At 45.0% G+C, this 20,159-nt stretch carries 18 protein-coding genes; all 18 read left to right on the top strand.

Annotation, left to right across the window (positions count from 1 at the left end; all coding sequences use genetic code 11):
* The first annotated feature begins 32 nt into the window (after positions 1-32).
* The 18 genes from ACO4PX_RS01230 to ACO4PX_RS01145 all read left to right on the top strand — a co-directional run bounded on the left by ACO4PX_RS01230 (position 33) and on the right by ACO4PX_RS01145 (position 20,050).
* Positions 33-521 (top strand): F0F1 ATP synthase subunit B, encoded by a 489-nt coding sequence (locus ACO4PX_RS01230; RefSeq protein ID WP_007157400.1) that lies wholly within the window; start codon positions 33-35, stop codon positions 519-521.
* 5 nt (positions 522-526) lie between these two features.
* A complete protein-coding gene (gene atpA, locus ACO4PX_RS01225; RefSeq protein WP_315375086.1) occupies positions 527-2,548 on the top strand; it encodes a F0F1 ATP synthase subunit alpha in 2,022 nt (673 codons plus the stop codon).
* 12 nt (positions 2,549-2,560) lie between these two features.
* The gene (atpG, locus tag ACO4PX_RS01220) at positions 2,561-3,475 is read left to right on the top strand and encodes an ATP synthase F1 subunit gamma (RefSeq protein WP_315375089.1); all 915 of its coding nucleotides are present in this window, start codon (positions 2,561-2,563) and stop codon (positions 3,473-3,475) included.
* 26 nt (positions 3,476-3,501) lie between these two features.
* The gene (atpD, locus tag ACO4PX_RS01215) at positions 3,502-4,893 is read left to right on the top strand and encodes a F0F1 ATP synthase subunit beta (RefSeq protein WP_007157397.1); all 1,392 of its coding nucleotides are present in this window, start codon (positions 3,502-3,504) and stop codon (positions 4,891-4,893) included.
* 10 nt (positions 4,894-4,903) lie between these two features.
* Positions 4,904-5,329, top strand: a complete 426-nt coding sequence (atpC, locus tag ACO4PX_RS01210; RefSeq protein ID WP_007157396.1) for an ATP synthase F1 subunit epsilon — start codon at positions 4,904-4,906, stop codon at positions 5,327-5,329.
* 255 nt (positions 5,330-5,584) lie between these two features.
* The gene (locus tag ACO4PX_RS01205; protein ID WP_472446311.1) at positions 5,585-6,412 is read left to right on the top strand and encodes an AIR synthase family protein; all 828 of its coding nucleotides are present in this window, start codon (positions 5,585-5,587) and stop codon (positions 6,410-6,412) included.
* Positions 6,413-6,569: 157 nt separating this feature from the next.
* Positions 6,570-7,052 (top strand): Lrp/AsnC family transcriptional regulator, encoded by a 483-nt coding sequence (locus ACO4PX_RS01200; protein WP_007157393.1) that lies wholly within the window; start codon positions 6,570-6,572, stop codon positions 7,050-7,052.
* 52 nt (positions 7,053-7,104) lie between these two features.
* Complete coding sequence (locus ACO4PX_RS01195; RefSeq protein WP_315364665.1) at positions 7,105-8,316, top strand: aminotransferase class I/II-fold pyridoxal phosphate-dependent enzyme; 1,212 nt, start codon at positions 7,105-7,107, stop codon at positions 8,314-8,316.
* A complete protein-coding gene (locus tag ACO4PX_RS01190; protein ID WP_485571018.1) occupies positions 8,303-9,613 on the top strand; it encodes an alpha-amylase family glycosyl hydrolase in 1,311 nt (436 codons plus the stop codon). The genes ACO4PX_RS01195 and ACO4PX_RS01190 overlap by 14 nt, the downstream gene beginning before the upstream one ends.
* Before the next feature lie 256 nt (positions 9,614-9,869).
* A complete protein-coding gene (gene glgB, locus ACO4PX_RS01185) occupies positions 9,870-12,125 on the top strand; it encodes a 1,4-alpha-glucan branching protein GlgB (RefSeq protein WP_485571016.1) in 2,256 nt (751 codons plus the stop codon).
* 220 nt (positions 12,126-12,345) lie between these two features.
* A complete protein-coding gene (locus ACO4PX_RS01180) occupies positions 12,346-13,515 on the top strand; it encodes a MalY/PatB family protein (protein ID WP_304072863.1) in 1,170 nt (389 codons plus the stop codon).
* 134 nt (positions 13,516-13,649) lie between these two features.
* On the top strand, positions 13,650-14,699 hold the full coding sequence (locus ACO4PX_RS01175) for a DUF1304 family protein (RefSeq protein WP_485571014.1): 1,050 nt from the start codon (positions 13,650-13,652) through the stop codon (positions 14,697-14,699).
* 281 nt (positions 14,700-14,980) lie between these two features.
* Positions 14,981-16,702, top strand: a complete 1,722-nt coding sequence (rlmD, locus tag ACO4PX_RS01170; RefSeq protein ID WP_485571012.1) for a 23S rRNA (uracil(1939)-C(5))-methyltransferase RlmD — start codon at positions 14,981-14,983, stop codon at positions 16,700-16,702.
* A 120-nt stretch (positions 16,703-16,822) separates the two neighbouring features.
* A complete protein-coding gene (locus ACO4PX_RS01165) occupies positions 16,823-17,089 on the top strand; it encodes a recombinase family protein (RefSeq protein WP_485571024.1) in 267 nt (88 codons plus the stop codon).
* Positions 17,005-17,328 (top strand): 4Fe-4S binding protein, encoded by a 324-nt coding sequence (locus ACO4PX_RS01160; protein ID WP_485571023.1) that lies wholly within the window; start codon positions 17,005-17,007, stop codon positions 17,326-17,328. The genes ACO4PX_RS01165 and ACO4PX_RS01160 overlap by 85 nt, the downstream gene beginning before the upstream one ends.
* 25 nt (positions 17,329-17,353) lie before the next feature.
* Positions 17,354-17,890: a flavin reductase gene (locus tag ACO4PX_RS01155; protein WP_485571010.1), complete on the top strand. Its 537-nt coding sequence runs from the start codon at positions 17,354-17,356 to the stop codon at positions 17,888-17,890.
* 504 nt (positions 17,891-18,394) lie between these two features.
* Positions 18,395-19,498 (top strand): glycoside hydrolase family 172 protein, encoded by a 1,104-nt coding sequence (locus tag ACO4PX_RS01150; protein ID WP_007157367.1) that lies wholly within the window; start codon positions 18,395-18,397, stop codon positions 19,496-19,498.
* A 3-nt stretch (positions 19,499-19,501) separates the two neighbouring features.
* Positions 19,502-20,050, top strand: a complete 549-nt coding sequence (locus ACO4PX_RS01145) for a Fic family protein (protein WP_156778125.1) — start codon at positions 19,502-19,504, stop codon at positions 20,048-20,050.
* The last annotated feature ends 109 nt before the right edge of the window (positions 20,051-20,159 follow it).

The following is a 20,159-nucleotide window of genomic DNA, read 5'->3' as shown; positions in this document are numbered from 1 at the left end:
GAACAGGTTTTGGAATCGAAGGAGGGAAAACGATGCTTAGTCTCAATCTAAGTAGTATTATTTTTACAGTCATTAATTTATTGGTGCTGGTTTATTTTGTGCATCGCTTTCTGTTTAAACCTGTTCGTGCCGCTTTGAAGGCAAGACAGGACGAACTGGACACTTCTTATCGAGAAGCGGAAGAGGCCAATACAAAGGCCAGAGATTTGAAACAACAGTATGAAGACAGCATGGCAAAGATTGATACGGAACGGCAGGAAAAGTTAGAGGCTGTTCGTTTGCAGGCGTCTTCTGAATACGATGAAATCATCGGAAATGCCAGGGAGAAGGCAGATAAGATTATCGCGGAAGCCAAGATAGAGGCTCAAAGGCAGGCTGAACAGAAGCAACACGAAATGGAAGAAGAGGTGGCTATGCTTGTGGCAAAGGCTGCCTATAAGATTGCAGCCAGCAAGGATTCCGTGGAAAACAATCAAAAGCTGTATGATACCTTCCTAGAAGATGCGGAGAAGAAGGAGTAAGGACTATGCTGCAAAAAGTGGTAGAGTATGCAAAACAGCTTTTCAGAATGCGCGTTCCGAAAAGCGTTATAGAGGAGACCAGTCGGATTTTTGAAGTTTTACCGGAGACGGCAGGACAGCTTTCCGACGCCACAATACCTTTGGAAAAGAGAATGTCTATCATCGATAGCATTTTCCCTACGGAAGTTAGGGATACCTTGAAGGTACTGTGCAACGACGGCCTTCTCAGTGCATGGGGTGAGGTGGCAGAGGAGTATGAAAAAATCTCCAATGAAGAATCCACCAAATTAAAAGTACATCTTCGGTACGTAACCAAGCCGGAGGAAGAACAATTAAAGAGAATTCGGGAGTTTGTTTATAACAAATATCATTCCCGGAACATTGAAGTCGTATTGGAAGAGGATGAGAGTCTGGGAGGAGGATTTGTCCTGGAGGTTGGTCACGACCAGTACGATTGGAGTACAAAGGGTAGACGAGAGCAGTTTTTGGAGGAAATGCAGAATAAGCGTTTTTCCAACAGCCAACAGGATATTATCAGCATTTTACAAAGCTCCGTAGAGGACTTTGATTTAAAGGCGGAGAAGAAAGAAATCGGTTTTGTCAGCTCCGTAGGTGACGGTATCGTGATCATTAATGGACTGGATCATGCCATGTACGGAGAAATCGTTGTCTTTGACAACGGTGTTCGGGGTATGGTACAGAACATCGAAAGAAACCGAATCGGTGTTATCCTCTTTGGCGATGAAGAAGGAATTATCGAAGGAAGCCGAGTGGTACGAAGCAACAAGATGGCGGGAATCCCTGTGGGAGACGCTTATCTTGGTCGTGTCGTAGATGCTTTGGGCGCTCCCATTGACGGAGAAGGGGCTATCAACACGAAGGAATACCGCCCCATTGAGGAGCCGGCTCCGGGAATCATTGACAGAAAGTCCGTAAATGTTCCTTTACAGACCGGAATTTTAGCCATTGACTCCATGTTCCCCATCGGTAGAGGACAGCGTGAGTTGATTATCGGAGACAGACAGACCGGAAAGACCTCCATTGCCATAGATACCATCTTGAACCAGAAGGGAAAGGATTGTATCTGTATTTATGTTGCTATCGGACAGAAGGAATCCACCATTGCTTCTTTGGTGGAAAACCTAAAGAAAAATGAAGCCATGGGCTACACCTGTGTGGTAGCGGCAACAGCGGCGGATCCGGCACCGATTCAGTACATTGCTCCCTATGCGGCAACCTCTCTGGCGGAGTACTTTATGTATCAGGGAAGAGATGTCCTGATTGTTTATGATGACCTTTCCAAGCATGCGGTGGCTTACCGTGCCCTGTCTCTTCTTTTGGGAAGAGCTCCCGGACGTGAGGCATATCCCGGAGACGTTTTCTATCTCCATTCCCGTTTGTTAGAGCGTTCCTGCCGTCTGTCCGATGCCTTGGGCGGAGGTAGTATTACCGCCCTGCCGATTATCGAGACTTTGGACGGAGACGTTTCCGCTTATATTCCTACCAATGTTATCTCTATTACTGACGGACAGATTTTCTTAGAGAGTAACCTGTTCTTTGAAGGACAGAGACCTGCGGTAAATGTAGGACTTTCCGTATCCCGTGTGGGTGGTGCAGCCCAGACCAAGGCCATGAAGAAGGCGGCAGGTTCCCTGCGTATCGACTTGGCCCAGTATAGAGAGATGGCGGTATTTACCCAGTTCTCCTCTGACCTTGATGAAAGCACCAAGACTCAGCTGGAACAGGGAGCGATTTTGATGGAGCTGTTAAAGCAGCCCCTTGGCCGTCCCCTTTCTTTGGGAGAGCAGGTGGTAACTTTGGTTCTTGCCCTTCATAAAGAATTCCTGGGTACAGCGAAGAAGGATGTGAAGGACTTACAGAACAAAGTTTTAGCCTTCTTTAACGAGCAGGAGGGAGATTTAATCAGGAACATAGAGATTTCCGGCCTTTTGCAGGAAGATATGGAACAGCGAATTATTCAGCTTTACCATGATTTTCTGAAGAAGGAAGAGGAAAAGCTTTCATAAAGGAGGCAGACCTTGCCTACAACAAGAGAATTACGAGACCGAATTCACAGCATTGATAACACCATGAAGATTACCAATGCCATGTATTTGATTTCCAGTACAAAGATGCGTAAGGCCAGAGCGGGTTTGATGCAAACCGAGCCTTACTTTTATACCCTGCAATCTATGATGGCCAGAGTTATGCGACATTTGCCGGAGGATTATACCCATCCTTATCTGGATCTTCGTGAGGGCATGGCCAACGGTCAGGGTGCGGTGGCCATCATCTGCGTGACTGCGGATAAGGGACTGGCAGGAGCCTATAACCACAATGTCATCCGGAAAACGGAAGAGCTTTTAGCAAAATATTCGAATTATCGGCTTTTTGTGGTGGGAGAGATGGGAAGAAGCTATTTTCACAGCAGAAACATTCCCATTGAAGAGGCTTTTCATTACACCGCCCAGAATCCTACCCTGCACAGAGCCCGTGTGATTACCCGAAAAATGATGGAATATTTTGAGGATAGGGAGATTGACGAACTGCATATCGTTTTCACCAGAATGAAGAATTCTTTGGAAATGGAATGTGAAGAGGAGCAGCTTCTTCCCTTGGATAAGCTTCATCCGGTATTTGTGAAGTTGCCGATTACCGCAAACTATGAAGCCTTTAATATTTTTCCGAACACGGATGCTTTGATTGACAATATTATCCCGGATTATATTAACGGTTATATTTACAGTGCTTTAGTGGAGGCCTTTTGTGCGGAGCAACAGGCCAGAATGACCTCCATGGACGCGGCGAATCGTAACGGAAATGAATTAAAGCAGAAGCTCCGGATTCAGTACAATCGTGCCAGACAGGCACAGATTACCCAGGAAATTACGGAGATTGCCGCAGGAGCCAAGGCCCAGAAGGCGGCCAAAAAGAAAAATAAACAAGAGGTTTAATTGTATAAAGAGAGGAGAAGGGGGAAATGCAGACAGGAAAAATTGTCCAGGTTATGGGACCTGTTGTGGATGTGGAGTTTATGGAAGCCCCGCTTCCCAAGATTAAGACCGCCATGGTGGTAGACAACCACGGCGTAACAGGAACCATGGAGGTAGCTGAGCATTTAGGAGAGAATACCGTCCGTTGCATCATGCTGGCCCCCAGTGAGGGATTGGAAAGAGACATGGAGGTCCGTTCCACAGGAAAGGGTATTTCCGTTCCGGTTGGAGAGCAGACTCTCGGTCGTCTCTTTAATGTATTGGGAGAAACCATTGACGGAAAGGATCCCATTACCGATGGAGAGGAATGGGAAATCCACAGAAAACCGCCTGCTTTTGTGGATCAAAGCCCGGTACAGGAGGTACTGGAAACCGGAATCAAGGTTATTGATCTGATTGCTCCCTATGCAAAGGGGGGAAAGGTCGGACTGTTCGGAGGTGCCGGAGTAGGAAAAACCGTCCTGATTCAGGAGCTGATTCGAAACGTGGCAACAGAGCACGGCGGATACTCTATTTTTACCGGAGTAGGAGAGCGTTCCCGTGAGGGTAATGACCTCTATATGGAAATGACGGAGTCCGGCGTTATCAAGAATACTGCCCTGGTATTCGGACAGATGAACGAGTCTCCCGGAGCCAGAATGCGTGTGGCGGAGACAGGACTTACCATGGCGGAGTATTTCCGTGATGTGCAGAAGAAGGATGTGTTGCTCTTTATCGACAACATCTTCCGTTTTGTGCAGGCAGGTTCCGAGGTATCTTCTCTGCTGGGAAGAATGCCTTCCGCGGTAGGATACCAGCCTACCCTGGCTTCCGAAATGGGACAGCTGCAGGAAAGAATTGCCTCCACCAAGGAGGGATCCGTTACCTCCGTACAGGCGGTATACGTTCCGGCGGATGACTTAACCGACCCGGCACCGGCAACCACCTTTGCCCACTTGGATGCCACAACAGTACTTTCCAGAAAGATTGTTGAGCAGGGTATTTATCCGGCGGTGGATCCTTTGGAGTCTTCTTCCCGTATTTTGGAAGAAAGCATTGTGGGAAAAGAGCACTATGACACTGCCCAGAGCGTTTTACAGATTTTACAGAAGTACAAGGAATTACAGGATATTATCGCTATCCTTGGTATGGAAGAGCTTTCCGAGGAGGATAAGCTTTTGGTATATCGTGCCAGAAAGATTCGTAACTTCCTTTCTCAGCCATTCTTCGTGGGAGAACAGTTTACCGGCGTAGCAGGACGCTATGTGCCTTTGAAGGAAACCATCGAGGGCTTTAAGGCCATTATCAGCGGAGAAATGGATGATGTGCCGGAGCTTGCGTTCTTCAATGTAGGAAATCTGGAGGACGTAAAGAAGAAGGCAGAGCTCTTAAAGGGCTAAGGAGTTTTCTATGATGCGAGGAAACGGAAACTTATTTAGCGCAAAGGTTATTGCCACCAACAAGGTGTACTATGATGACCGTTTGCGATATTTGAACGTACGAACACTGGACGGACAAATCGGTTTTATGGCGCACCATGCCCCGATTGTAGTAGCGGTGGATATCGGCGTATTGGACATGCAGAAGCCGGACGGCTCCTGGGAGCATGTGGAAGTAGGAAAGGGTATCCTGCAGTTTGCCAATAACCGTCTTACTCTTTTGGTAGACACTTTGGAAACCAAGGAAGAGATGGATATCCGAAGAGCGGAAGAGGCTAAGGAAAGGGCGGAGGAAGAGCTTCGCCAGAAGCAGAGCTATCAGGAGTTTAAGAAGTCTCAGGCGGCTTTGGCCAGAGCCCTGGGAAGACTGGAATTCTACAAAAAGACCTATATGTAGAAAGCCGGAATTCTGTCAAAATGCTGTCTTTGTAGCTTGGATTTTTACAAGGAAATCCGCCTATGGAGAGAAGATTCTTCAAATCTCTTGCTAATCCTTTCATTTGGAATTACAATGGCAAGGATTAGGAAAGAAAAGGAGAAACTATGTTTAGTCCAAAACAGAAAAAAACCATTACTACAGTGATCGTTGTGATTTTGATTGCCATGATGGTACTTACCATGGTATTGCCACCATTGCTTTCGAGAATGTAAAATGAGAAGAGAAAAAATCCTTCTTTTAGGCTACCCCGGACAATGGGGTAGCCAGTTTTTATGGAAAAAAATACGGGAGATAAAGGATTGTCCCTTTTCCAAAGCTTTTATAGAGGAAGAAGAGGAAAGACTGAGAAGTCTGCCAAGACTTTTATTGAAGGGGAATCTTCAAGGGAAGCAGCAGGAGAGCGGAAGGGAAGACTTAGCCGAAGAACGAGAGAAAGTTTCGGAGCAGTCCGGACTTTCCGAACTTCCCAAACTTCCTGTACTTTCTGCGGAAAATATTCTTTTGTTTGCAGAAGGGGAGAAGAAGGGGCAAAGTATTCCTCTTTATGAAGAGGATCTGCAAGCCAAATGGAATGCAGGAGAGCTTAGCTTAGGGAGTGTGGAAAATCTATTTCCAAACTGGATTTCCGACTTCGGGATTTCAGAGATACTGCCCCTGGGAAGAGGAGGAATTCTATCCGCTTTGTGGCGTCTTTCCGGAGGCGGTTTTTCCTTTTCCTACGAAAAAATCCCCTTCCTACAGGGGACGATAGAACTTTGTGAGCATTTTCAGATTTCCCCTTATTATCTTTATTCGGAAAATGCTTATCTCCTCCGATTGGAGGAAGGGGAGGCATTTTCAGAGCTGGCAAGGGAAAGAGGAATTGCGGCTTCCTGTATCGGTATTTCGGAAGAGGGAAAGAAGCGCATGAGAAGGGATGCTCAGGGAGAGTCCTTTTTAACAAAAAGGGAGAGAGACAGCTTGGAGGAGTTGTTTTCTAAAAAGGAGCTGGAAGAAAGTCTGACCGCCTTCTATATCCGGCAGGACTCCCTGCTGCTTTAAGGAGAATGCCTTTCCCTTGCGGTGCTTTTGGAAATTGAGTACAATAGATTTTCGGGAAAAGAACTTCAGGCTAAGCTTTCCCGCTTGGTAAGGGAAGATTCTGAGAATTTTTATAAAACAGATATCCGGTCCTATGGAAGGAAAATAAAGGAGAAGCATGAGAGAAAAAATTCTAAGCATCATAGAGAAGAATGCGAAACTGCCTGTGGAGGATTTGGCAGCCCTTTTGGGAGAAGATCCGGAGCAGGTAGGGGCTGAAATCAAGGCGATGGAAGAGGAAGGCGTGATTTGTGCCTACCACACCCTGATTAACTGGGACAGCACCCAGGATGAACGGGTAGATGCCCTCATTGAGGTGAAGGTAACTCCCCAGAGAGGCATGGGCTTTGACAGCATTGCAGAGCGCATTTACCAGTACGAAGAGGTGGATGCCCTGTATCTGATGAGTGGAGCCTTTGACTTTACCGTAATCGTAAAGGGAAGAACCATGAAGGAAGTGGCTAACTTCGTTTCCATGAAGTTAGGACCTATGGAGTCGGTGCTTTCCACAGCCACCCACTTCGTATTAAAGCGGTACAAGGATCACGGCACCAAACTGGTGGCTCCGAAGAAGGATGAAAGAATGCAGGTATCTCCATAGTGTTCAGGGAGAGTCAAGAGGATTTTTCTAAGGAAGAAATAAGAGAGTGAGCATGAGCGAAAACAAGGAACAGCAACGAAATTCGCCCAGGGAATTAAACCCGGCGATTGTAAATATACGTCCCAGTGGAATCCGGAAGTTTTTTGATATTGTATCGGAAATGAAGGATGCCATTTCTCTTGGCGTAGGAGAACCGGACTTTGATACCCCCTGGCATATTCGGGAAGAGGGAATCCATTCTTTAGAGAAGGGAAGAACCTTTTATTCCTCCAATGCGGGTCTCTTGGAGCTTCGAGAAGCCATCTCCGACTATGTGGCCGAGAAGCATCAGGTGCAGTATGACGCTAAGAATGAGGTCATGGTTACCGTAGGAGGTTCGGAGGCCATAGATTTGGCTATGCGTGTCATTTTAGAGCCGGGAGACGAGGTTTTGATTCCGGAGCCCTGCTATGTTTCCTATACCCCCTGTGTAAAAATGGCCTACGGCATACCGGTGCCCATTGCCTTAGAGGCGAAGGATCAGTTCCGTCTGACGAAAGAAAAGTTGGAGCAGGCCATTACCGAGAAAACGAAGATACTGGTTCTCCCCTTCCCCAACAATCCTACCGGTGCCATTATGGAGAAGAAGGATTTGGAAGAGATTGTGCCCTTGATTTTAAAGCATAATCTCTATGTGCTGACCGATGAAATCTATTCCGCCCTTTGCTATAAGGGAGAGCATCGTTCTATTATTGAGTTCCCGGGAATGCGGGAAAGAACCGTATATATCAACGGGTTTTCCAAGGCCTATGCTATGACAGGATGGCGCTTGGGATATGCTTGCAGTGCGGCTCCCATTTTAAAGCAAATGTTAAAGCTCCATCAGTATGCCATTATGTGCGCTCCCACCACTTCTCAGTATTCCGCTGTGCAAGCCATTCGGAACGGCGAAGAGGACGTGCTGAGAATGCGGGATGCCTACAATGAAAGAAGAAGACTCCTCTTGTACCATTTTCAGAAAATGGGCTTGGACTGCTTTGAACCCTTTGGGGCTTTCTATGTCTTTCCCTGCATAAAGAAGTTCGGTCTCAGTAGTGAAGAATTTGCGGAACGACTGCTCCGGGAAGAAAAGGTGGCGGTGGTGCCGGGAAATGCCTTCGGAGATTCGGGTGAGGGCTTTATTCGTATATCCTACGCCTATTCCATTGAAAATTTAAAGCTGGCTTTGGAAAGAATAGAGCGTTTTGTGAAGAAATTACAGGAGAGCAATCATGGCCTGGTATGATGGCGCAATTTTTTATCAAATCCTGCCGGGAGCGGTGCTTTCCACCCTTTCCGGAGATGAGAACAGCAATATCAAGGAGCTGGAGGAATACCTCCCCTATTTAAAGGTCTTAGGCTGTGACGGTATTATTCTGGGACCTGTGTTTTCCAAGAATCCCTTACAGTACGGCACAGGAGACTTTCATCAGATTCGGGAATGGTTGGGGACGGAAGAAGAGTTTCGAAACTTTGTGGCGGATGCCCATGGGATGGGAATCCGCATTGTTTTGGATGTGGCATTTCCCTTCTGTGACAGAAGCTTTTTTGCCTTCCAAGACTTGCAGGAAAAGGGAGAAGCCTCTCCGTATTGTGATTGGTTTTTGGATTTAGATTTTTCAAAGAGCTCCCCCATGGGGGGTTCCTTTTCCTATCAATCCTTTAGAAATATGCCGGAACATCCCTTATTCAATCTGGACAATGAGGAGCTTCGGCTTTATCTTGTGGAACAGGTAAAGCACTGGATTTCCGCCTATGATATTGACGGCCTGCGTCTGGCCTACAGTGAAGCGGTGGACATTCATTTTCAAAAATCCCTCCGTTACTTTAGCAGTCAAATGAAAGCGGAGTTCTTCCTTTTGGGAGAGCAGTTTATCGGAGAGTTGGCCAGAGCAATCAATACGGAAACCCTGCAATCCTTGGCCAATCAGGAGCTTTATCAGGGGCTTTGTCAGGCCTTTAATGAGAAGAATTTCTATGATTTGGCCCAAAGAATCGGAAAAAATCAAGAGCTTACTAAGCAAATGCAGCTCTTTCTGGAAAGTCCCAATACCCATAGAATCGCCACGGTCTTAGAAGAGGAAAAAAATCTGTGGGGAATCTATATGGCACTTTTCACCCTGCCGGGAAGACCTACTTTGTATTATGGAGGAGAATACGCTTTGGCAGGAAAAAGAGGGGAAAAGGAGGGAGAAATTCTTTCTCCTAAATTCACCCTGTCCCAATATAAGCCGGATGCCTTTACCAGCTATATTGCAAAGCTTGCGGAAATTCACGGAAAGAATTCGGAGCTGCAAATCGGAGAGTTTAAAGAGGTTTACCTGGACCATAGACTCTATGCCTATCTTCGTATGGACGGAAACAGTGCCGTGCTTACGGTACTGAACAATGACAGCATGGATCAATATATTACCCTGATGCTTCCCAAGAAGGCGAGCATTGCCTTCGACCTGATGACCACAGAGCCGGTGGAGCTGACAGAAGAAGGAAATATCAAGGTTTTCTGTGAGGCTCACGGAGGAAGAATCATTAAGTTAAAATAAGATAAGCAGAAAGAAAAGGAGGGAAGCTTAGCCCTCCTTTTCCTTTTTAGCTTTTTCTGCCAATCGGTAACAGAGGGTGTTTTAACTCTAAAAATAAGAGGACAACAGATCTGAAAATAAGGAGAGAAGAGTTCTATAAATAAGAGGAGAAAAGCACTAAAAATAAGAGGACAAAAGACTCGAAAATAAGGTATACTAAGAAAATAAACGAAGAGAATGATTCCCATCTGCTGATGGAAAAGAGGAGGAGAGTTCTATGGAAGGTTTTCTTTCAGAGTTAGACCGGTATCTTTTTGGAAACGGAAGGCATTATAAAATTTATGAGAAGATGGGTGCTCATCCTGCTTGCTTTGAAGGGCAGGAGGGAATCCACTTCGCGGTTTGGGCTCCCCATGCCAAGAGAGTGTCCATCGTTTGTGATCGAAACGGCTGGGATCCGGAGAGGAATCCCATGCTTCCCTTAGAGAGTACGGGCATTTATGAAGGATTTTATCCCGGAATGGGGGTAGGAGAGCTTTATAAGTATGCTATTTTGACAGAGGCCGGGGAATGGATTTTCAAGGCAGACCCCTATGCCTTTGCCGCAGAATTCAGACCGGGAACCGCCTCTATTACAGCAGACCTTTCCGATTTTCCCTGGGCAGACGGAAAATGGATGGAGGAGCGAAAGAAAAGAAATCCGGAAGAATCCCCCCTGTCCGTGTATGAGGTGCATTTGGGCTCTTGGAAGCGGCACAATCGTCCGGAAAATAACGGTTTTATCAATTACATCGAAGCGGGAGAACAGCTGGCAGAATACTGTAACTACATGGGCTATACCCATGTAGAATTAATGGGCATTGCAGAGCATCCCTTTGACGGCTCCTGGGGTTATCAGGTAACCGGCTATTATGCCCCCACCTCCCGATATGGCAATCCCAGACAGTTTATGGAGATGGTTAACATTTTGCATCAGCACGGGATCGGGGTGATTTTAGACTGGGTTCCCGCACATTTTCCCAAGGATGCCCACGGACTGGCGGATTTTGACGGAACCGCCTGCTACGAGCATCCGGACAGTCGTTTGGGGGAGCACCCGGACTGGGGAACCAAGGTCTTTAACTATGAGAAAACAGAGGTACAAAACTTCCTCATTGGCAATGCCCTCTATTGGTATGACCTGTATCATATTGATGGCTTACGAGTGGATGCGGTGGCTTCCATGCTGTATCTGGATTACGGCAGAAAAGACGGAGAATGGCTTCCCAATATCTACGGGGGAAATGGCAATCTGGCAGCCATCGAGTTCTTTAAGCATTTGAATTCCATTATCCGAAAGAGAGAGGACGGCACCGTGATTATTGCGGAGGAGTCCACGGCCTGGCCGGATATCACCAAGTCTCCGGATGAGGGGGGCTTAGGTTTCCACTTTAAATGGAACATGGGCTGGATGCATGACTTCCTAAGCTACATGGAGGAAGATCCCATGTATCGAAACTATCATCATAATCAGCTGACCTTCGGCATGAGCTATGCCTATTCGGAGAAGTTCATTCTGGTGCTTTCCCATGACGAGGTGGTGCATCTGAAGCGTTCCATGATTGAGAAAATGCCGGGAAGCCGGGAGCAGAAGTTCCGAAACTTAAAGGCTGCCTATTTCTTTATGATAGGTCATGCCGGAAAGAAGCTGCTCTTTATGGGACAGGACTTCGGGCAATACCGGGAGTGGAACGAGGATTGCTCCATCGACTGGCATTTGTTGGAAGAGCAGGAGAATCGTTCCTTACATTCCTTCCTGCGAGATCTTTTACAACTGTATAAGAGTTATCCTGCCCTTTATGAGGCGGATTATCTGTATGAAGGCTTCTCCTGGGTCAATGCGGATGATGCCAGCCGTTCCATTTACAGCTTCATTCGTAACCCGAAAAACCATCTTTCCCATTCCGGAAAACCGGGAGTTCAGAATAGCGCCCTAGCGGCAGTGGCAACAGAGGGTAAGGACGTTTTAGAAAACGGCAATACAGCATTAGAGAACGGCAAAACCCTTTCTGCCAAAATTCCGGGAGAGCATCGGGAAAGTCTTCTCTTCGTGGTAAACATGACTCCCGTGGATCACGAAGAATACTGGGTAGGAATGCCGAAAGCCAAGGAAGCAAGACTGATTCTTACAGAAGAAGGGCTTTGTAAGGAAGAAAAATACTACCCCGTGGTCAAGGGAGAGTGTGACGGAAGAGACTATCATATTGCCTACCCCTTAAAGGGCTTCGGCTGTGCGTTATTTGCCTTTACAGAGGAAGGCGAGGATTCCTGTGCCAATGCTCTTTCTTCCCAAAAAGAAGAAAATCTTCAAGTTTCCAAAGAAAAGCAGGAAGGGCAGCAGGAGAAAAAAGAAAGCTCTAAGGTAGCGGAAAAGACAGCAGAGAAGCCGGCGGAGAAGGCAGAAGAAAAGCCGGCAGAAAAGTTAGAAGAGAAAAAAGCAGAGAAGCCGGCAGAATATTTCAGCGAAGTCAGAGTCCGAGAGGAAGCCGGCTGAAGGAAAGTCTGGAAAAGGGTGAAAGCTCGGATAAGAGCGGCTCTTTTTCGGAAGAAATAAAGTAAAAAACCGCTTTAAGGGATTAAGACAAAGAGTCAGGCTAAGGAATTAAGATAAATTGTCCGGATGACAAGGCTAAACTGCTGAATCAAGGATTAGAATAGTCTGAAAGACAAGCTATTAAAAAACTACTAGGATCATTAAGAAAGGAAGTAAGCCAATGCAATACAATTTTGATGAAGTAATCGATAGAAAGGGAACTCGCTGTGCAAAGTATGACGAACGAATCAAGAAGTTCGGTACAGAGGATTTGATTCCCCTTTGGATTGCGGATATGGACTTTAAAACAGCCCAGCCCATTATCGACGCCTGCAAGAAACGGGCGGAAGAAGGAATCTTTGGCTACACTTCCAGACCGGACTCCTATTTTGAAGCAGTACAGAACTGGGAGAAGGAACGCTATGACTGGTGTCCGGACACCGCACTCATGTCCTGGTCCTTAGGCGTAGTACAAAGCCTTACCGCCATTGTCCGTACCTTTTCCCATGTGGATGATAAAATCCTGATTCAAAGTCCGGTATACACAGAATTCTGGGATATTCCGGATATGGCCGGCAGAAAGGTTTTGGCCAATGCCTTAGTGGAAAAGGAAGACAGATGGCAGGTGGATTTTGCAGACTTTGAAGAGAAGGCAAAGGAAGCCAAGATTTTCATTCTTTGTAATCCCCATAATCCGCTGGGATTGGTTTGGGAAAAAGAAGAGCTGCAGAAAATGATTGAAATCTGCCACAAGCATCATGTGCTGGTGGTTTCCGATGAAATTCACTCTGACCTTATTTTCCATGGGAAGAAGCATTTGCGCGCTGCAACCGTTTCTCCCTTGGCAAAGGAAACGGTGATTACCTGCGTATCCTTAAGTAAGACCTTTAACTTGGCAGGCTTACAGGCCTCCACCACCATTTTCCCCAATCAAGAACTGAAGAAGGATTTCGACCTGTTCTGGACGAGAATGGATATCCACAGAAACAATGCCTTTTCTTCCGTGGCTATGGAAGCGGCTTACCGCGAGGGCGGAGAATGGCTTTCCCAGCTCCTGCCTTATCTGGAGGCAAACCTAAGCTTTGTGGAAGACTTTGTTAGTCGCGAGATTCCAAAACTTAAGGTGCATGTGCCGGATGCCACCTATCTGATGCTCTTGGATTGTCGAGGCTTAGGCATGAATGATAAGGAACTGAATGATTTTATGGTGCATAAGGCAAAAATCGGTCTAAATGCCGGCGTATCCTTCGGAAAGGAAATTTCCGGATTTATGCGTCTGAATGTAGCCTGCTCCCGAAAGCTTTTGGAACAGGGCTTGATTCAGCTTCGGGATGCGGTGGCAAGCTTATAAGAAATCAAATTGAACTTAGGGATGCCATAAAGAGTATATAGCTAAGAAAAGCTTTTATCGTCTAGGTTTAAAGAAGATTCACCGGCGCAGTGAAAAAGAACGTAAAATGAAGTTTTAGAGGTAAAACAAAAGGAATGGCGAAAGGAAGAGGCAAAAAGAAAAAGGGAATTTTCTCCTTTTTTCAAGGGAAAAAAGCGAAAAGTCAGCAGGACAGAACTGCTTCCTTTATGGAAGGCATCAAGCTTTTTTCCGCCTTCTTCCTTCTCTTTCTTTTCGGAATCTTTTTATTCCGAAAAGCCCATCAGACCCAATGGTATTTTCCGGCTTCCGTACTAAAGCACCAGGCCGCTATGGAGCGGGTAGCCAAAGAAAAGGGACTGGAAGAGGACTTGGATGTGCTCTTTGCCATTATGACAGTGGAATCCCACGGCAAATTAAAAGATGTGATGCAGTCCAGCGAGTCCAAGGGTCTGCCGGTAAACACATTGGATACGGATGCCTCCATTGAGCAAGGGTTAAAGTATTATAAGGATTTAAAGGAAAAGGCAAGGGCATTGGGGCTGGAGGAAAAAGCAGTAATTCAGGCTTATAATTACGGCCCCGGCTTTTTGTATTATGTGGAGAAAAATGGAGGAAAATACACTGATGCATTGGCAGAGGAATTTGCTAAAAACATGGCGAAAGGGAAGACGATAAAATACAGTCACCCCATTGCCAAAAAAGAAAATGGCGGTTACCGCTATCTCTACGGCAATATGTTTTACGCCAGAGTAGTAGAAGAAACCTTACAGTTTCATAGGGAGAAAAATAAGATGGAAATCACCATGGTTCAGAAAATCCTGATGAGCGCTACGGCAGGATTGTTTTTATACATTATGCTTTTGGAAACCTTTATGACCGACAGTGACAGCACCTCCCGGGTTTTTAAAATGTCGGTTCGAGAACTAAGAAATAAAAATATCAACACCCTATTTAAAAATCAGGGAATTTATAACGGCCTGCTGGGTCTGGCTTTACTTTACGGCGTTTACAGTCCCGGTGCCAATGTGGAGCTTTGCCTTGTGTTATGCAGTATCATGTTTTTGGTGGCGGTATACGGCGCCATCAGCTCGGATAAGATGATTCTCCTAAAGCAGGGGACACTCCCTTTTTTGAGTCTCTTAAGTTTGATTTTGAAGTGGTAGAGAAAGACGGAATTGGATGGAACTTCAGCATAGAGGGAATTGGACAGAGTTTTTTAGTACGGAGAGAATTGGATGGAGCTTTAGCACAGAGGGAGTTGGATAGAGTTTTAGCCTATAGGAGAAAAATATGCTGATTATTTTTGTGATTTTTGGAATAGCTATAGGGATAAGCCTTTTTGTTGGTTTATCGGGAAAGAAATAGCTAAAAGCGAGAGAAATATATTCAGGGGAAAATAGTGTCAGGAAAAAATATGTTTGCCAAAACTAAGTTAGGAAAAAATATGACCGAGGAAAACAAGTCCGAGAAGAATAAGTCTAATCAAAGAAAATCAGAAAAAAATAGTTCCGAAAAAACTAAGTTGAGGAATAAAGAGCAGTCTCTTCAAAAAAATGACTTGATTATGCTGGAAATCACAGACTTAACAGAGGAAGGCCAGGGTGTCGGAAAAAAGGACGGCTTGGTTTTTTTCGTGAAAGACAGCGTGATGGGAGACTGGGTAGAGGCCAGGATTTTAAAGGTGAAAAAGAACTATGCCTATGCCAAGGTGGAGAAGCTTTTGGAAGCATCTCCTTATCGTATTACACCCCTCTGTCCCGTAGCGGGAAAATGCGGAGGCTGCCAGCTACAGCATTTGTCCTATGAAAAGGAACTTTCCTGGAAAGAGGACAGAATCGCCCAAAGTCTGATTCGTATTGCCGGACTTTCTCCGGAGGAAGTAGAGAGCAAAAAAGAGGGAATTCTGGGCGGAGTGCTTTCACGCTATCGGAATAAAGCCCAGTATCCTGTGCAGAGTAGGAAGGAAATAAGAAGTGGAGGGGCAACTTCTGTTTCGGATTGGAAAGTGGACGGGAAGTGGTCTGGAAAGAATAAAATAGAAGCTAAAGAAAAATCTTCTGATCTTAGTATGGGATTTTACGGCTTTCATAGCCACCGCATTATCGAAACCAAGGACTGTCTGATTAATAGCGCTGAGAATCCCTTGATTTTAAACTGCATCAAAGAATGGGCAAAGGAATACAAGATTTCCGGCTATGAGGAAGAAACAGGGAGGGGTCTGCTTCGCCACATTTTCCTAAGAAAGGGCTTTTCTACCGGAGAAATCCTGCTTTGCCTTGTTATTAATGGCAGAAGTCTGGCTCATGGGAAGGAGCTTTGGGAGAGGTTGCAGGGACTCTCGCTAAATGACGAGGAAGGCAGTTTACAAAGCAGGGCGGATATGCAATGCGATATGGATACACAAAGTAGAGCAGAGCTGCACTGTGGAGTGGATACACAAAGCGAGGCTGATGGACATTGCGAGGAAAATAGAAAAATTCAGGAAAAGATTATTGGACTTTGCGTGAATATCAACGAAGGTAGCGGCAACGCTATTTTAGGAAGAGAAACCCGTTGCCTTTACGGAAAAGACAGTATAGAGGATAAAATCGGGGAGTTAAGCTTCTCTATTTCCGTGCCCTCGTTTTATCAGGTAAATCCTGTGCAAACCGAGAAAATCTATGGGAAAGCTCTTGAGTATGCAGCCCTTACCGGAGAAGAAACCGTTTGGGATTGCTACTGCGGAATCGGTACCATTTCCCTCTTCCTCGCACAAAAAGCAAAGCAGGTTTATGGGTTGGAAATCGTTCCGGAAGCCATTGAGAATGCCAAGAAAAATGCGGAAAATAATGGTCTCCATAATGCAGAGTTCTTTGTGGGTGCAGCTGAAGAAGTCCTTCCCAAGTGGGTGGAAGAACAGAAGAGGGAAGGCAAGGACGTGGGAAATCTGGTGGATGTGGTTTCCTTGGATCCTCCTAGAAAAGGATGTGACGAAACTTGCCTTTCCGCGGTATTGGAACTTAGCCCCAAGCGCATTGTCTATGTAAGCTGTGATCCGGGAAGCCTGGCGAGAGATATTAAGTATCTAGGAGAAGGTGGATATAAGCTGGAGAAATGGGTGGGAATAGATAATTTCCCCAGGACAGAACATGTGGAGTGTGTTGTATTGATGTCGCGCAAGATGTAGTGTTTTCGCAAACGATTATCCTATATATGTTGTAAAAACGTGCCTAAAAACTCTAAAATAGACTACTGTACATGTCTCGCAAATTTTGATATGATTAGACTAAATTGAAAGAATGGAGGCATTTATTGCAAAGTTATTAGCGGCGAGAAGAACCAACTATATAGCCTTTCTGCACAGATATCGGCACTTACAAAAGCCGTTGCCAATGTTGACCAGTGGAAGTTGACAGATGTATTTATCGATATTGTTTCTGATAAGGGAGAATCGCCACGGCGTGACTTTGAGCGTATGCTTCATGAAGCATACGCTCATCATATATCGGTAATTCTGACCAAGAGCATCAGCCGCTTTGTAATAGACCGTATAAGGAATCCAGTGCAGGTCTGAGCCCAAAAGCAAATGCTTCATGCTCTGCATGTGGATTATGTGCGGATAAATGCCCTGCAGGAGCAATTGGTAGGGAAAATCCAAGAATGACAGATAAAAGTAAATGTATTTCATGTATGCGGTGCGTAGCCGTATGTCCAAAACATGCACGAAAGGTAAGTGGCCTTATGACGGCAGTTGTGGGAATGGCAATTAAAAAGGCTTTTTCAGTCAGGAAAGAATGTGAATTGTTCTTATAAACTGGAATTTATGGAGGTAAGTTATATGGAGAACTTTAAAGAAAAAGAATATAAGGTATTTGAAATGTTTGATAAGCAGTGGGCAGTTGTTACAGCGGGCTCAATGGAACATTATAACAGCTGCACTGTTAGCTGGGGCAGTCTGGGGAATATTTGGGGGACTGCAGGTAAGAGCAGACCAACGGTTACGGTTTATGTTCATCCTGCTCGTTATACCAGTGAATTTTTGAAAAACAGCGATACTTTTACGGTAAGCTTTTATCCTGAAAGCTGTAAAAAGGCATTGGGCTATATTGGTTCGCATTCCGGCAGGGATGGGGATAAAGCTGTCGGTGCAGGACTGACTCCTATCGAAATCGGGCAGGGTGTAACCTATAAAGAGGCAAATTTAACATTTCTTTGCAAAAAGTTGTATCAGCACCAATTTTCTAAAGAGGATCTTGCAACTGAAGTTCAGGAGTACTATGCTTCCATACCAAAAGAATATCCCGATTTCAATGGAGGATGGCAACCACATATCGTTTTTGTAGGTGAAATTATAGAGGTTAGGGGTGAGCGGTAAATTCCCGCTTGTCGGGAAGTCGCAGAGAAGCTTCCTGGTTACGCCATTGTGCAGAAGCTCCTTGCGGATGTAGTAAAAATCCGGCATGCGTTTGTCAGATGTTGACTCCTCAGTTTTGTGGAACAGCCTCTCCTGCAGTTTTTGTTGGTCACCGTATTATCAAGTGGGTAGCTATTGTAGACGGCTGCGATCATGGAAAAATTTTTATCAAGATTGTATTTCTGCTAGCACGAAATACTATAATTACTATTGCGTCGATGTATAGTGTTCTTATATGGAATGACTTTATATTCGCGAATACATTTATCAGTGACAGCAACGCTAAAACTGTTGCCATGGGACTTAAAGATTACGTTGGAGCTTTCGGAAATGTGGACGGGGGTCTACTTTTGCCGCAATCGTTATTTCCACACTTCCACCATTAATTATTTATTTTGCCTTTAATAAGTGGGTTACTGCTGGTATGACAATGGGAGCCACAAAAGGTTAAATGGAGGTACGAAGATGATATTTCCAGGAAATGTAAGCATGATGCCATATCTGACACATGGAAAGAGCAGAGCAATAAATGCGGAAAACAGAACAGGAGAAAAGGGCAGAGGTGGAATGGCAGCGAGTCCTCTTGGGCCGTCTCGAAAGGGGAAACCCTGTCTTACGAACATTCAACCAGGACAGGAGGAAATTCTTGCTGATATAGAGGGGCCAGGTGTCATTCAACATATATGGATTACTGTTGACAAGAAAACCTCAGACGGCGATTGTTTTGTTCTGAGGGACCTTGTTCTACGTATTTATTGGGATGATGAAGAAAATCCCTCGGTTGAAACGCCATTAGGAGATTTTTTTTGTTGTGGATTTGGACAGGAATGTATTATTAATTCCGCGGTGATTACTGTAGTACCATCCCGCGGATTGAATTCATATTTTTCGATGCCGTTTCATAAACATGCTCGGATAGTACTAGAAAACCAGCATAAAAACGTAATACCAGCTTTTTTCTATCAGATTGATTACTGCCTGTATGATGCGCTTCCGGAGGATACAGCTTATTTTCACGCACAATGGAGGCGACAGGCAGTTACAGAAAAGGGAAAAGATTACGTTATTTTGGATAATATAAAAGGAAGCGGCCAGTATATAGGTACTTACATTGGACTTTCTGTTCTCCAAAGATACTGGTGGGGAGAGGGAGAAGTTAAATTTTATATTGATGGAGATGTAAAATATCCAACGATATGTGGGACAGGGATGGAGGATTATTTTGGAGGCTCATGGAGTTTTGCTTCTAACGATAATGGAAAAACTGTAGAAAATAATTATTGTACATCGTATTTGGGATATCCTTTTTATTCAAGACATGATTCCCTTGTATATAATCAATATCATAATGATGACTGTCCTCCAATGCGGGGATTTTACAGATGGCACATTCCTGATCCAATATTCTTTGAAAAAGATTTGAAGGTAACTGTACAACAGATTGGAGTCAGTCATAATGGGTTATTTGAAAGACAGGATGATCTTTCGAGTGTTGCATATTGGTATCAGAAGGAACCTCATGTAACATTTCAGAAGTTATTATCTGCAGAACAAAGGTGGCCTAGATAAAATATGAAAAATACGATTATTAGAGTATGTGATTGTATAGGCTATTTTGTCGTGTTGAACTTATGCTGGATTTTATGCAGCATTTTTGGTTTTCGGATTCCTGCCATATTCAATATTGATAGCTTGTATCATCATAGTTCCCATAATACTTACCCTGTGGTCTTTTTATACATTGTATATCGGTTGCGTTTTATGGGGATTGGTTGGTATCTCATGCGTTGGCTGGGGAGAACGAGTGGGTTGTTCTGCCAACCCGTATCTTCAGTTACTTTCTTGGCGTACAGCGGTATTCTCATGAATGCCCATTTGAGGAAACATCGCTGGTCGCATTCCGGAAAAGACTTGGATCAAAGACTGGCGGAACTAATCGAATTTTGTGGTATGCCACGTAGTAAGCGTGAGATAATGGATTTCCTTGGTCTTACGGATAGCAAGAATTTTAGAAAAAGATATCTTGTTCCTTTACTTAATGCAGGAAAAATAGAAATGACGATACCTGATAAGCCAAACAGTAGGAAGCAGAAATATAAAAAAGTGAACAGTAGTGCATGAATTGCTACCGGCTCCCAAGAGAAAGAAAGGATAGATATGATTTTAGAAACGGAGAGACTTATCCTCCGTCCGTGGGAAGAAACGGATGCAGAGGAATGCTATAAATACG

The sequence above is a fragment of the Oribacterium sp. genome (assembly GCF_057249185.1).
The sequence above is the reverse complement of the archived record's forward strand: the minus strand, read 5'-3'. Positions and strand labels throughout refer to the sequence as shown.

Coding starts and splice junctions, on each gene's coding strand:
- ACO4PX_RS01230 (WP_007157400.1), top strand. CDS start 33: ATGCTTAGTCTCAATCTAAGTAGTATTATTTTTACAGTCATTAATTTA.
- atpA (WP_315375086.1), top strand. CDS start 527: ATGCTGCAAAAAGTGGTAGAGTATGCAAAACAGCTTTTCAGAATGCGC.
- atpD (WP_007157397.1), top strand. CDS start 3,502: ATGCAGACAGGAAAAATTGTCCAGGTTATGGGACCTGTTGTGGATGTG.
- atpC (WP_007157396.1), top strand. CDS start 4,904: ATGATGCGAGGAAACGGAAACTTATTTAGCGCAAAGGTTATTGCCACC.
- ACO4PX_RS01205 (WP_472446311.1), top strand. CDS start 5,585: ATGAGAAGAGAAAAAATCCTTCTTTTAGGCTACCCCGGACAATGGGGT.
- ACO4PX_RS01200 (WP_007157393.1), top strand. CDS start 6,570: ATGAGAGAAAAAATTCTAAGCATCATAGAGAAGAATGCGAAACTGCCT.
- ACO4PX_RS01195 (WP_315364665.1), top strand. CDS start 7,105: ATGAGCGAAAACAAGGAACAGCAACGAAATTCGCCCAGGGAATTAAAC.
- ACO4PX_RS01190 (WP_485571018.1), top strand. CDS start 8,303: ATGGCCTGGTATGATGGCGCAATTTTTTATCAAATCCTGCCGGGAGCG.
- glgB (WP_485571016.1), top strand. CDS start 9,870: ATGGAAGGTTTTCTTTCAGAGTTAGACCGGTATCTTTTTGGAAACGGA.
- ACO4PX_RS01180 (WP_304072863.1), top strand. CDS start 12,346: ATGCAATACAATTTTGATGAAGTAATCGATAGAAAGGGAACTCGCTGT.
- ACO4PX_RS01175 (WP_485571014.1), top strand. CDS start 13,650: ATGGCGAAAGGAAGAGGCAAAAAGAAAAAGGGAATTTTCTCCTTTTTT.
- rlmD (WP_485571012.1), top strand. CDS start 14,981: ATGACCGAGGAAAACAAGTCCGAGAAGAATAAGTCTAATCAAAGAAAA.
- ACO4PX_RS01155 (WP_485571010.1), top strand. CDS start 17,354: ATGGAGAACTTTAAAGAAAAAGAATATAAGGTATTTGAAATGTTTGAT.
- ACO4PX_RS01150 (WP_007157367.1), top strand. CDS start 18,395: ATGATATTTCCAGGAAATGTAAGCATGATGCCATATCTGACACATGGA.
- ACO4PX_RS01145 (WP_156778125.1), top strand. CDS start 19,502: ATGAAAAATACGATTATTAGAGTATGTGATTGTATAGGCTATTTTGTC.